The sequence below is a fragment of the Singulisphaera photorubra genome, assembly GCF_045290345.1.
GTDB lineage: Bacteria > Planctomycetota > Planctomycetia > Isosphaerales > Isosphaeraceae > Singulisphaera.
In genome coordinates this window covers 1-13,110 of sequence record NZ_CP155447.1, presented here as the reverse complement: position 1 = coordinate 13,110, position 13,110 = coordinate 1, and the positions used below count along the sequence as shown (strand labels likewise).

General features: G+C 64.3%; 11 protein-coding genes. 5 read left to right on the top strand and 6 right to left on the bottom strand.

All coding sequences use genetic code 11. The features are described from left to right. Positions 1 to 48: 48 nt before the first annotated feature. From V5E97_RS00055 to V5E97_RS00030, 6 genes are all read right to left on the bottom strand, one after another. On the bottom strand, positions 49 to 1,644 hold the full coding sequence (locus V5E97_RS00055) for a ribulokinase (RefSeq protein ID WP_406697204.1): 1,596 nt from the start codon (positions 1,642 to 1,644) through the stop codon (positions 49 to 51). Continuing rightward, positions 1,641 to 2,930, bottom strand: a complete 1,290-nt coding sequence (locus V5E97_RS00050) for an MFS transporter (protein ID WP_406697202.1) — start codon at positions 2,928 to 2,930, stop codon at positions 1,641 to 1,643. Before V5E97_RS00050 ends, V5E97_RS00055 begins: the two co-directional genes overlap by 4 nt. Positions 2,931 to 3,010: 80 nt before the next feature. Continuing rightward, positions 3,011 to 4,474 (bottom strand): glycerol-3-phosphate dehydrogenase/oxidase, encoded by a 1,464-nt coding sequence (locus V5E97_RS00045; RefSeq protein WP_406697201.1) that lies wholly within the window; start codon positions 4,472 to 4,474, stop codon positions 3,011 to 3,013. Further along, the gene (locus V5E97_RS00040) at positions 4,471 to 5,289 is read right to left on the bottom strand and encodes an HAD-IIA family hydrolase (protein ID WP_406697200.1); all 819 of its coding nucleotides are present in this window, start codon (positions 5,287 to 5,289) and stop codon (positions 4,471 to 4,473) included. Before V5E97_RS00040 ends, V5E97_RS00045 begins: the two co-directional genes overlap by 4 nt. Further along, complete coding sequence (locus V5E97_RS00035) at positions 5,279 to 6,658, bottom strand: sn-glycerol-1-phosphate dehydrogenase (protein ID WP_406697199.1); 1,380 nt, start codon at positions 6,656 to 6,658, stop codon at positions 5,279 to 5,281. The genes V5E97_RS00040 and V5E97_RS00035 overlap by 11 nt, the downstream gene beginning before the upstream one ends. Beyond that, positions 6,655 to 7,608 (bottom strand): sugar-binding transcriptional regulator, encoded by a 954-nt coding sequence (locus V5E97_RS00030; protein ID WP_406697198.1) that lies wholly within the window; start codon positions 7,606 to 7,608, stop codon positions 6,655 to 6,657. The genes V5E97_RS00035 and V5E97_RS00030 overlap by 4 nt, the downstream gene beginning before the upstream one ends. A gap of 106 nt (positions 7,609 to 7,714) precedes the next feature. Here V5E97_RS00030 and V5E97_RS00025 point away from each other — a divergent pair, with 106 nt between their 5' ends. From V5E97_RS00025 to V5E97_RS00005, 5 genes are all read left to right on the top strand, one after another. Next, the gene (locus V5E97_RS00025) at positions 7,715 to 8,305 is read left to right on the top strand and encodes a pseudouridine synthase (protein WP_406697197.1); all 591 of its coding nucleotides are present in this window, start codon (positions 7,715 to 7,717) and stop codon (positions 8,303 to 8,305) included. 253 nt (positions 8,306 to 8,558) lie between these two features. Continuing rightward, the gene (locus tag V5E97_RS00020) at positions 8,559 to 9,164 is read left to right on the top strand and encodes a Uma2 family endonuclease (protein WP_406697196.1); all 606 of its coding nucleotides are present in this window, start codon (positions 8,559 to 8,561) and stop codon (positions 9,162 to 9,164) included. Further along, complete coding sequence (locus V5E97_RS00015; protein ID WP_406697195.1) at positions 9,161 to 10,576, top strand: DEAD/DEAH box helicase family protein; 1,416 nt, start codon at positions 9,161 to 9,163, stop codon at positions 10,574 to 10,576. The genes V5E97_RS00020 and V5E97_RS00015 overlap by 4 nt, the downstream gene beginning before the upstream one ends. Positions 10,577 to 10,755: 179 nt before the next feature. Further along, a complete protein-coding gene (locus V5E97_RS00010) occupies positions 10,756 to 12,000 on the top strand; it encodes a DUF790 family protein (RefSeq protein ID WP_406697194.1) in 1,245 nt (414 codons plus the stop codon). A gap of 170 nt (positions 12,001 to 12,170) precedes the next feature. Continuing rightward, positions 12,171 to 12,821 carry a bifunctional 4-hydroxy-2-oxoglutarate aldolase/2-dehydro-3-deoxy-phosphogluconate aldolase gene (locus tag V5E97_RS00005; protein ID WP_406697193.1) on the top strand — a complete coding sequence of 217 codons (651 nt, stop codon included), beginning with the start codon at positions 12,171 to 12,173 and terminating at the stop codon, positions 12,819 to 12,821. The last annotated feature ends 289 nt before the right edge of the window (positions 12,822 to 13,110 follow it).

Here is a 13,110-nt window from a genome sequence, read left to right as displayed (position 1 = left end):
TTGCAATAAGCAACGTAGAACACTTGGATTCCATTTCTCCAATAGAGCTCAGGCCGGGCAGGCTCCGTTCTGCCGGGCCGCCGCCGCGATCTGGAGCAGGTCGGGTAGGACGCGGCCGAGCGAGACCGGTTCGGACGTCTCTCGGCCGAGGGAGAAGTAGAGGGAGCGGAAGTGGGCGAACAAGGCGTTGCAGTGGGCGACGCTGTGAGGGGCGGGCTCGACCGTGATGTAAGGGGAGCAGAGCGCGGATTGGGCTTCGTCGACGGTCTGGAACGTTCCGGCCGCGAGGAAGGCGAAGATGGCCGAGCCGAGGCTGGTGGTGTCGCCGGTGGGTACGAGGATCGGGACATCAAGGGCGTTGGCGTAGATCCGATTGATCACGGAACTCTTGCGCGGGACGCCCCCAGTATTGATCATCCGACGGACGGGGATGCCGTACTCGGCCATCCGCTCGAGGATGATCCGGGTGTGGAAGGCCGTTCCTTCCATGGCGGCGAACAGGTCGTCGGCCGCGGTATGGGCCAGGTTCCAGCCGAAGGTTGCGCCGCGGAGGTGGGGATTGGCCAGGACGTTGCGGTCGCCGTTATCCCAGGTCAGCCGGAGGAGGCCGGTCTGGCCCGATCGGTAGTCGTTGATGGCGCTGGAGAGTTCGCCGAGGCTGGTTCCCGCGCGTCGGGCGATGGCCTCGAAGATATCCCCGCCGGCCGAGAGTCCGGCTTCGATTCCGGTATAAGCCGGATGGATCGAACCGGGGACGACGCCGGCGACGCCTGGGATCAGGTCGGGCCGTTCACTGATCGCCATGACGCAGGTCGATGTGCCGATCACGTTGACGACATCCCCGAGCCGCACCCCGGCACCGATGGCGTCCCAGTGGGCGTCGAGTGCTCCGACCGGGATCGGAATGCCGGGCCGCAAGCCGAGGGTCTTCGCCCAGGCCGGGGTCAGCGTCCCGGCGATGGTGTCGGACCGGGCGTATCGGCCCGCCAACTTACCGCGGACCCCTGCGAGCAACGGGTCGAGGCCGGACAGAAAGTCGTCGCTGGGGAGGCCGCCCAGCGACTCGTTCCACATCCACTTGTGCCCCATCGCGCAGACGCTCCGGGGAACTTCCCGGGGGTCTGTAATACCGCAGAGAACGGCCGTCGCGAGGTCGCAATGCTCCAGGGCCGTGACGAAGCGCGACCGCTGCTCAGGGTGGCTTCGGAGCCAGTGGAGGAGCTTGGCAAAGCCCCACTCGCACGAGTAGGAACCACCGCACCAGTCGATCGCCGCGAGGCCCGCGTCGTGGGCCGCCCGGGTGATCTGGTCGGCCTCGCGCCAGGCGCGATGATCGCACCAGAGATAGTAGTCGTCGAGCGGTTCGAGATTTTCTCCCACCGGTACGATCGTCGAACCCGTCGTATCGATGGCCAGCGCCTCGATCCGACTGCCCTCGATTTCCGCCGAGGAGATGGCCTGTTTCATCGCCGCCACGAGCGCATTCATGTGGTCGGCGTGGCTCTGCGAGGCGTGCTCGGGGTCATCTCCGCGGCGGTGCAGAGGATAAGGCCCGGTTCCTGTGCCGAGCCTTCCCTTGACGCTGTCGAAAATGGAGACACGGACGCTGAGCGTACCGAAGTCGATACCGGCGACGATGCTCACAGTTCCTCCAAGCTCGACAGAGGGGGTTTGGTCGTCTGGTCGGGGAGTGTCAGAAAGAGGGTCAAGACCGCGCTGAGGAGGTAGAGCCCGGCGAAGATCCACATCACGCCCCCCACGCCCAACGTCGGCAGGAAGAGGCCGACGATTGCGGGGCCGACCCAGACGCTCGCACCGGCTCCCAGATTCAGGATCGACATCGCCGCTCCCTTGTTCTCCGGGGCGAGCGAGGGCATCAGGGCTGAGAGCGGCACATATCCGGCCAGGGTTGCTCCGTAGAGAATTCCGGCCAGGACGGTCAACGGGTAGTTCGGCCCGAGGGCATGCGGCGTGTAAAAGAGCAAGAGCGTCGTGATCGCCGAGCCGACTCCGCCGCACAGGGCCACGGTTCGTCGCCAGCCGAACTTATCGCCGATGATCCCGAAGAGCAAGTTCCAGACGATGTTGCTCAGGAAGATGGCGCTGAGCAGGCGGAGCCACTGCCCCTCGCTGAAACCAATCGTCTTGGTGAAGTAGAGCGGCAGGAAGACGAGGAAGCCGAACTGAGGGGCCGTGTTGATGACCCGCACGATGCAGCCGATCGCGGTTTTCGGCTTGCGCCAGGCGATCGAGATGCTGGATAAGAGGGTGCTCAACGGTTTCTCGCCCGGCGGAGCGAGTCGGTGTTTCCCCGTCGGTTCGCGAATTCCGAACGAAGCGATCAGGCCGCCAATCACGACCAGCACCAGCGACGACCAGAGGGTCGCGTAGTGCCCGATGTTCGGGATCATCGCGCTGGCGAAGAGCGAACCGAGGGTCGGCAGCCCCCCCGTGAAGGCAAACCAGAACCAGCCGACGGCCGTGCCCAACCGCTCTCGAGGCGTGGCCGCCGTGATCCAGACGAGGAACCCGAACGCGAACAGGGGATATCCGAATCCACGGAGGCCATAGGTGATCAGGAGAAGAGGGTAGCTCGCCGGAGCGACCCCAAAGACGAGAAAGGCCACCTCGAACACCGCCCAGACAAGCAGCCCGATCCCCATGACCTGCCGAGGTCCCCAGAGGTCGGAGAGCGCACCCGAGAGCCAGGCCGCGACCGCTACGGTGAGGCCGTAGACCGTGAAAATCCAGGCTACCCTATCCTCGGAAAGTCCTCGGCTCACAAGGTAGCTCGAGAGAAACCCCGACTCGACGCCGTCACCGATCATGAAGAGCAAGAGTCCGACATAGCCCCAGACCAAAGGGGGATAAATGCCGATTCGATCGATGAATGAGGTGCGTGCCGCGCGTGCATCTTCAGTGAGCTGCATCCAGGAGTTCTCCCGTGTTATCGCTAGTCGGAGAGGTGACGAACGAAACCTGATCTCGGCTCTGAAGCCTTGCCGCCCCGTTAGCCGGGGGCATGCTCGGCCACAGTCTGATAACGCTTGAGCTCGAGCGCGACCTGTTCCGGATCCCAGCCGAGGAGCTCGGCCATCCAGTGCGCGGCCTGCTCGGCGACCGCTTTCTGATCTGCGTGGTAGAAGTGCCAGGACGTTCGACGCAGCAGGAGGTCGTCAAGATGGACCACCCACTCGTTCCGGCACGACTCCGCGACCACGTCCCGCTGCACCGGAGGGGGGAGCACGCCGCTGTGCGGTCCCGCCGACAACGGCAGCTCGGCCGTCCGGGAGTGTGGCAAGTGCTTGCCGAGGTGGCGTCCCACCTGATCGATCGTCTGCTCGGCCATCAGCCGGTACGTGGTGAGCTTGCCGCCGGCGACGTCGAACCAGCCTGGTTCACCCATCCGGATTTCATGATTCCGTGAGACATCCGAAGGCGCACCTTCTTTCTGATGCCTGGGGGCAACCAGGGGGCGAACCCCGGCCCAGGTGGAGATCACGTCGTCGGGCTTGATTTGGGCCTCGGGGAAGGCGCGGTTCACGACGCCGAGGACGTAGTCGATATCCTCGGCGTTGGTGCGAACCGCGGCCGGATCGCCCTGGTATTCGGTGTCGGTTGTGCCCAGGATGATTCGCTCTCCCCAAGGGATCACGAACAGGATGCGATCTCCCTCGGGGAGGACGACCGCTTCCGAGACGGGGAGTCGCGATTGGTCGATGACCAGGTGAACGCCCTTGGTGAGCCGGAGTCGCACCGTGCTGTGCGGGATCTTGGCCGACCAGGCGCCGGCGGCGTTGACGACCGTCCGGGCCTGGACTTCGACGGCAACACCCTCACGCTGGTCGCGCACCGTGCAGGTCCAGGCCCCGTTTGAAGCCACTCCGGCGACGAACGAGGTGTAGTTCCGCAACGTGGCGCCGGCCGCCTCGGCCGATCGGAGTGTATCGATCACGAGCCTGGCGTCATTGGTGAGGGCGTCGTAGTGCGACGTGCCCCCCTTCAGCCCTTCGCGGCGAAGGCCGGGCAAGTGCTTCAACAATTCAACGGGTCCGTAGGTGCGGGACTTCCCGAGGTTGTTGCCGCCACAGAGCAGGTCGTAGACCTTCACGCCGATGGAGAGCATCCACCGCGGCCACCCTGCCCCTTTCCAGACCGGAAAGAGAAAAGGTAAGGGTTGGCAGAGGTGGGCGGCGATCTTGCTCAGCCGCATCTTCTCGACGCTCGCTTCGCGGACCAGGCCGATCCGGCCTTGAGCCAGATACCGCAAACCGCCGTGCAGCAGTCGCGACGACCGGCTGCTCGTGCCTGACGCGAAGTCGGCCTGCTCGACCAGAAGCGTGCGCAAGCCCCGCATCGCCGCGTCTCGGGCGATGCCCGAGCCGACGATGCCGCCGCCGATGATCAGCACGTCGAAGGGGTCATTCGCCAGCGAGTTGATCGGCTCTTTGCGATTGGTCTCGTTGTCGTTCATTGCCGAGCCCCCACCGTTCGGGCGCGTTCCAGCCGCTCGCCGAGTTCTCCGACGTCGGCGACGATCAGGTCAGGCGGTTGCGGGAGCGCGACAGCGTCTGCTTCCGTCGCCTCGCCACTCAAGACCAGGACCCCCGGCACGGCCGCTCGCCGCGCCATTGCGATGTCCGTATAGATCCGGTCTCCGACCATCGCCACCTCGTCCTTGGCCAGGCCGAACCGGTTGCAGAGATCGAGCAGGATGGACGGATCGGGCTTGCCGAGCACGACCGGCTCTTTTCCCGTGGCCGCCGTCAGACAGGCGCAGAGGGCGCCGCAATCCACGAGGATGGTCGGTTGGTCGGTGGGACAGATCAGGTCGGGATGTGTGGCCAGGAACGGAAGGCCTTCGCCGATCCAGTAGGCGGCGCGGCAGAGTCGCTCATAATCGAGGGTCGTATCAAAGCCGACGATCACGGCCCCGGGGGCGTCCCAGCCCACCGTGAACCCCGCCTCTTCAAACTGCTGGCAGAGCGAGGGCGTGCCGAGCACGGCGATCGACGTCGTCCAGGGCAGTCGCTCGCGCAGGTAGGTGATGGTCGTATCCGCGGGGGTGGCAATCTGGGACTCGCTGGCGTCGATGCCGAGTCCTTGGAGCTTCGTCACGTAGTCCAACTTGCTCCGCGACGTATTGTTGGTGAGGAACGTGTGGCCGATGCCGAGCCTGGAGAGCCGCCCGAGAAACGGGATCGTCACCTCGAAAAGTCGGTCGCCGCGATAGAGGGTGCCGTCCAGGTCCAGCACGATGTGCCGGATTCGGGTCAGGTCAAACGTCATGACGCTTCTCCAAGGCCGAAATGGGCCAGGGCCCCCTTGCGCTAAAGAGGTGCTCGACCGCCGTGTCCATGATGCCGGCGCGTCGCGCGAAATCGAGTACGGTGAACCGTCGCCTGATGTAATACGCCTGCTCGTAGCTGAGCCGAAGACGATCGCGAGGGATCCCGATCTGTTCCGGCTCGTGCGGACAGCCGGCGTCGCGGAGCGCCTCGCGCACCTTCTGGAACGGGGATAAATGGCGAACGAGCTTTGATCGGAGCTCGGGCCATCCGTCGCGCAGCTGCGTGAGCTGGGTGCGGAGTTCATCGACTGTCGGCGTCTTGGCTCGTGTCTCCTGCTTGGCCTTATCCGCCAGTTCGCCAGGACCGAAAACGGCAACGATTCGCCGTTCGACCTGTCGGGGCGACTGCCAGTTCGCGATCGCTTGTTCCACGTCGAGCCGGCCCAGGTCCCTGCGAAGCAGGGCATCGTACAGAGCCAGCGACGCGAGTGTCCCGATCCCGACCTTGAATCCGTGCGAAGGGGCCGCCCCCTTGAAGGTATGGTGCTGCATGTCCCAGAGGTGGCTGAACTGGTGCTCGGCCCCCGAGGCCGGCCGGCTCGTTTGCGCGGCCTGCATTGCGAACCCGCTCATCATGAGGCCGTTGACCAGCCTGCGCAGGCTATCTGGCTCATTGCGTGCGATTCCCGACGGCGAGTCGACCCAGGCGCGGAGCCGGTTCTGAACCGTCGCCCAGACCGACGGTTCGATCGGCTCGACCCCCGCCGCTTCGGCCACGATCCAATCGGCCCCGGCGACTTCCTTGGCCATCAGGTCGGCATAGCCCGATGCGTTCATGCCTCGCGGAGCGCGGGCGATCACGTCCAGGTCGGCGAGCACCCCTTTCGGGGCGGGGCAATCGAACGTCTGCTTCGATCCGTAGTGAGTGATCGAGGCTCCGTAGGCCGTATAACCGTCCATGGAGGCGGCGGTCGCCACCGCCAGGTAGGGTCGGCCCAGCCGGTGCGCGACCAGCTTCGTCAGGTCGTTGATCGTTCCCGAACCCACGGCGACCGGAATGCCCTCAACCCCTTCCAGGGCCTTTTGCAACTCCTTCACGCACGGCGTCTCGGCGTAGACGTGCGGGCCGAAGATAAAGGGTTTGCCAACCGCGTGACCGGCGATCCGAAAACTCTCCTGCACCTCTCGGCCGGCCGCCACGAAGGTCTTTTGGTCCGCCACGATCACGGCCGGTACCGACCCGAACAGCGAGGCGAAGACCTCGGCCGTCTTGTGCCGCACGCCCGCCTCCACCGCGAGATATCGCGTGTCACGGGCGGCCTGCAAGGCCCCTTCCAGGAGCGGCTCTTCTGCTGCGGATAAGCTCATCGAGTTTCCTTAAGCAAGGCGGATGCCCCCCCCTCATCGATGACGAGGGCGTTGAGTAGCCCCCCTTCGATCGCGGCGAGGACCGCTTTGGTGCGATCCGCGCCGGCGACCACACCGACTTTCCGGGGAATCCGCCGCAATTCGTTCAGACCCAAGCTCACGACCCGTTGTTGGAACGGGGTTGCACATTCGTTACCATGTGAATCGAAGAAGCGGCCCAGGACCTCGCCCACCGCGCCTGCCGCTTGCAGGGTCGCGAGATCGGGCGGACCGAGGACGTCCCGCTCCAAGAAAACCGAGTTTGCCAACGTCCCGATTCCGACGAGCGCGAGATCCGCCTGACCGAGCTGGTTCATGACCCCTTGAATCTGCTCGAGTCCGAGGAACCGGCGGCAAGTCTCCGGATCCGGAAGGAGGGCCGGGGTGCTCAAAGTCAGGAAGGTGCCGCCCCAGTGTCGCGCCATGAGCCGGCCCAACTCCACGGCATCATAGAGCCCGGGGCTCGAGTCGATGTTTCCCATCGCCTGGATCAAGGTGAGTTCGTGCCTCGGTTGGGACGGCTTCATCTGTTCCACGAGCGCTTGCATCGTCCGGCCACCGGCCACCGCGACCAGACTTGCTCGCTCAATCCAACCCGCGATGACCGGCGCCGCGAAATACCCGATCAGTTGACGCAGATCCTCGACCCGAAGCCCGTCGACGGTCCGAATCACGATGGCTTCCACACCGAGCCGGCGTTTCAGTTCGTCTTCCAGCCCGCCGTCTCGTGGGTCGTAATCTGGGACCGTGATCCGCACCAAACCCCGCTCGCGGGCCAGCGCGAGCATTCGCGAGACTTTCGATTGTGACACGTTCACGAGCTTCCCAATCTGCGCTTGGGGAAGCCCGTCCAGGAAGTAAAGCCTGGCGGCCAAAATCAATTGCTCGTCGTTGTAGATTGGTGTCGACATTGTGAATAATTATTCTGAATGCGAATTCAGACTGTAACTCGGAGCCATCGCGTGGTCAAGGTAGAGGTTGCGGTGCGAGTTGTGGCTTCAGGGGTGAGCTGAGAACATGGTCAGGCCGTTTCGCTATTACGTGCTGCACAAGCCGTTCGACGTGTTGACCCAGTTCACGGATCAGGAGGGTCGGGCCACGCTCAAGGATTATTTTCCTCATCCGGGGGTTTATCCGGTGGGCCGGCTGGATCGGGACAGTGAGGGCCTGCTTCTCCTCACCGACGATGGGCCGCTGGCGCATCGGCTGACTGACCCGAGATACGAACACCCGAGGACGTATCTGGCTCAGGTTGAGCGGACCCCCGACGATCTGGCCCTGGAACCGTTGCGGCGTGGGTTAGAACTCAAGGACGGGTGGACTCGTCCCGCCGAGGCGGAACTGCTGGCGGAGTCCCCTGCTCTGCCCGAACGCTCGGTGCCGATCCGGTTCCGCAAGAACGTGCCGACCGCCTGGATCCGGCTGGTGCTCCGCGAGGGGCGGAACCGGCAAGTCCGTCGGATGACGGCCGCCATCGGCTATCCCACCCTCCGCCTGGTCCGGGTGGCGATCGGCCCGGTGCTCCTGGGCGACCTCGCCCCCGGCGCCTGGCGCGAGCTCACCCCTCAGGAACACAGCGCCTTGCGCATTCGGGGGGCGATTCGCTAGAGGTTCGACCAAAGATCGGCTAAACTGGAGTACACTGAAATCGGGAGGGGGCTGGCGATTTTTCGGAAAGTGATGCCCTCACCCGTCTTGATAGGGGGGGCACGGCCCACCAACTCTTCTCTTGGAGGGTAGGCTTGAGCCTGCCACCACCTCGTTCGGGACGATAGGCCGAAGCCTAACCTGCGAGGACGATCACGGTAGACCAGTTCGATTCAAGGCCGAGCCCAACGGCTTCGAGGAGGGGAGGCAGGCGATGAACAGCGTGGCCCACATCCCGCGAGCGATCACGCTGGCGGAATTCCTCGCCCTTCCCGAAGAGGAACCGTCGCTTGAGTTCATCAATGGCCGAATCGAGGCCAAGGGGTTTCCCCAAAAGAAGCACGGTGTCATCGAGTTCAAGCTCACCGAGAGTCTCAACCGGTTTGCCGAGCCGTCGTACCTGGGGATGGCGATCCCGGAATTGCGTTGTACGTATGCGGGGTATTCGATCGTGCCTGATGTCGTCTTCCAGCTGGACGCGCACATCGGTACGGATGAGCAGGGCGAGATCCAGAACGAGACCTTCCACCCTCCCGATATTCACGTCGAAATCATTTCCCCTGACCAAACGCCTCGAACGGCGCGGGAGAAACTGACTCATTCCACCTCGAATGGCTGCGCGCTCGGCTGGCTGATTGATCCCGACAAGAAGTGGATCGACGTCTACCGCCCGGGTCAGCCCCCCATGAGTTTGGCTCTTGACGGTGCCCTGGAGGGCGAGCCGGTCCTTCCCGGCTATCGTCTGCCGGTCGCCGAAGTCTTCGGTTGGCTCAAGCGACGGCGGCCGGAACGTCCGACAACGGGAGCCGACCCCGTATGAGCCAGGCCGATGTGCCAATCGCCGAGACCAAGTCGTATCTGCGGCTCTCCTATGACGAGGGAACTCTGCTGATCGAGGGTCTGCCCGAGGGGGAAACTCGCGGCTTGCCTCGCGTCGAGTTCGACCACCGCACCCGGCAACTCCGCGCCGAGGCGATGCACTACCGCGAGATCATGGAGTATTTGATCGGGCAGAAGATCCCCTACGTCGACGATGCGCGCGCCTATGAGAAGACCCCGTGGCCGATCCGGATCACCAAGGAAGCCTTCCCGCACCAGACGGAGGGGGTCAAGGCGTGGTGGGACGGGGGCCGGCTGGGGCGCGGCGTCATCGTGCTCCCGACCGGCACGGGCAAGACACACGTGGCCAACCTCGCCATTGAAATGGCTAAGCGCCCGGCCCTGGTCGTCACGCCGACGATCGACCTGATGAATCAGTGGTATGACGAGCTCACGATGGCCTTCGCCACCGAGGTCGGTCTGCTCGGCGGTGGATACAACGACATCAAGCCGTTGACGGTGACGACCTATGACTCGGCCTACATCAACATGGCACGGATCGGGAACCGGTTCGGCCTGATCGTGTTCGACGAGTGCCACCACCTCCCGGGTCCGACCTATGGGATGGCGGCGATCGCCTCGATGGCTCCCTGGCGGCTTGGGTTGACCGCGACTCCGGAACGCGCGGACAACGCGCACACCCAGCTCGACTACTTGATCGGTCCGATCGTCTATCGCCGCGAGATCACCCAGTTGCGCGGGCAGTACCTGGCCGACTACCGGGTCGAGACCGTGTACGTGAACCTCTCCGACGCCGAGCGGAACGAGTACGAGAGCTGTCGCGAGGTCTATCGGGGGTTCCTCCAGGACAATGGCATCGACATGCGCCGGCCGAACGCCTGGGGCCAGTTCCTGTTCGTGGCGCATCGCTCGAGTGAAGGGCGGCAAGCCTACCTCGCCTACCGCCGCCAGCGCGACCTGGCCCTGGCCGCTCCCGCCAAGCTCGAACTTCTCGGCCGCTTGCTCGACCGCCATAATGGCGACCGAGTGATTATTTTTACGCATGACAATGCAACGGTTTACAAGATCGCCCGGCAGTTTCTGGTCCCGGTCATCACCCACCAGACCAAGACCAAGGAACGCCGCGATATCCTCCTTCAGTTCAACGCGGGCACCTATCCGATCGTGGCGACCTCGCGCGTTCTCAATGAAGGGGTGAACGTTCCCGAGGCGAGCGTGGCGATCATCCTGTCGGGGTCGGGCTCGGTTCGCGAGCACGTTCAGCGTCTTGGGCGTATCCTCCGCAAGTCGGGCGACAAGGAAGCCCTCCTCTACGAAGTCATCAGCCGGGGGACATCCGAAGAATTTACCTCCAATCGTCGCCGTCAGCATAGCGCCTATGGCGGTGACTGACGCTTCCGATCGGTTCCGCAATGCTTGATTGATGTTTTTCGCCGGGTGGGCATGGCGCACCATCCGCTTCAACTTCAACACCTTGGCAGCAGAGGCAGGCGATCCGGATTGGTGGGCCGTGCCCACCCGACGGGGAAACGTTCGACGGGTTCTTAGCGGCGAGGAGAGTCCAAGGGATCATGCTGACCGGTAACCTCGTTCGCGTGAAGGTCACCTCGAAGGGGCGGGTCATGCCGCTCTACCTCAGCCGCGATAATGCGCAGTGGCTGGAGGTTGCCGAGAGCCTGCTCCTGATTTTCCGCGAAGGAGTCGGGACGACCCGTTACGAGATCGAGACCGAGGTCCACGAGCTGGTGGGCGAGGGCCTCGCGACGCTGGCGCATCGCGGCCTGGCGAAGGTGCTCGAGGATCGCGCCGAGTTCGAGGTGGTGGCGGATGTTCCCCCCGAGACCTTGCGTGAGAAGCTTTTTTCGGCGGCGGCCGATTATCGTCGCTCGCTCCGGGCCGCGGGCCATCGGGCTCCGTTCAAGCGTGAATATGTGCTGGAGGTGGTCGGACGGGAGCTTGGCATCGAGCCGGAAAAGGTCGCGGCCGGCCTGTTTGCCGACCTCAAGGACGAGAACCGGATGCTCCGGTTCGACGACCTCGATGCACAGCGGCTGATCGACCGGTATAACGTCGCCCTGGCGCAGGCGATCCTGCTTCGCGCCGTGCTGGTGACCGCCGTGGTCCGCAACGAGAAACCCGCACGCTACCGGCAGCTTTTCCGGCAGCTCAAGTTCCATCGTTTGCTCTACCGTGTCGAAGGGAGCATGACCAGCGGCTATTCGTTCCAGATTGACGGACCGCTCAGCCTCTTCAGCGCGACCAATCGGTATGGCCTCCAGATGGCCAACTTTCTGCCCACGCTGCTGCATTGCTCGGACTTTCGGCTCGATGCCGAACTGCGCTGGGGGCCGAAGCGAGACCCGCGGAGCTTCCACCTTGAGGCGTCCGACGGCCTGATCTCACACCAGGCCGACTCCGGCACCTATGTTCCCGCCGAGATGGGGGCATTCCTGGATCGGATCCGTCAGGTCGCCTCGGCCTGGGAAGTGTCCGAGTCGACCGAACTGATCGAGCTGGGGCGTGAGGGGGTCTGGGTGCCCGACTATCGTTTCGTCCATAAAGCGACCGGCATCGACGTCTTCGTCGAAGTGGTCGGCTTCTGGAAGCGATCGAGCCTGGATCGCCTGCTTCGGCTCTTGCCCCAACACGGTCCGAAACGTTACGTGCTGGCGATCTCCGATCGATTGAAGGTGGATGAGGAATCCATGGAAGGATTGTCGGGCCCGGTCCTCCGGTTCAAGGAGATTCCGAATTCCAACGATCTCTCCGCCCTGCTCGACGGTTTCGTCAAGGACGCTGCGGGACTCGGTTTCTAAGTCACCCGGACAGATGGAATATCGGCGAAACGGTCCGCCGGGGCAATTCTCAAATGGCCGGGCCGGCTGGAAGAAAAGCTTCCTGATCGCCGGGTGGAGCCTTGTTTCCTTGACGAGGCGGGTTGCACGACGCTACAGTCCATTTTTCGTAGGGGTTAGGGAGAATTGCAATGAGCCGCGAAGCGACGCTGAAACGCATTCTCGAGGGTGGGGTCGTCGCCGTGGTTCGCGCCGAGTCGGGCGAGTCGCTGCTTCAGGTGGTTCGCGCCCTGGCCGACGGGGGCGTCACGGCCGCCGAGATCACCTTTACCGTGCCCAACGCACTTGAGGTGATCCGCCAGGTCCGCCAGGAAATCGGCGATGCCATCGTGCTGGGGGCGGGGACGGTCCTCGACACCGAAACGGCCCGGGCCGCGCTTCTGGCCGGGGCGGAATACATCGTCGCGCCGTCACTGAACCTTGACGTCATCCGGCTCTGCCGGCGATACGACAAGGTGGTGATGCCAGGCGCGTTCACCCCGACCGAAGTCGTCGCCGCCTGGGAAGCCGGCGCCGATGTCGTCAAGATTTTTCCGGCCGATGTGGGTGGCCCTCCCTACTTGAAGGCCCTCCGCGGCCCGCTCCCCCAGATCCGGATGATGCCGACCGGCGGAGTCGACCTGGACACGGCTGAGTCGTTCCTCAAGGCCGGGGCCTGCTGTCTGGGAGTCGGAAGCTCGCTGGTCGAGCCCAAGACCGTCGCCCGTGGCGACTTCGATCGGATTCGCGACCTGGCCAGTCAGTACGCGGCGATCGTGCGGCGGTTCCGTGGCTCGGCCTGATTCCGAGTCGCTGACACCGACACCAGAGTTCCCCCCGTCGCGGTCCCTCCTCGCCCGCATTGTGATCGCGACGAAATATGCGCTGGCCTTCCTGACGGTGATTCCCCTGGGGAGGGCTGACGACGAACCGACCGAGGCCGACCTGGCGGCCTCGCGTTTTGCCTACCCGTTCGTCGGCGGTGCGCTCGGGCTCTTCATGGCCGCCCTGAGTGAGACGCTCCGGCATGCCGGAGCCGGGCTGGCCGTCTCCGCCTTCTTGCTCATCGCATTTCTTGCGATTCTCACCGGC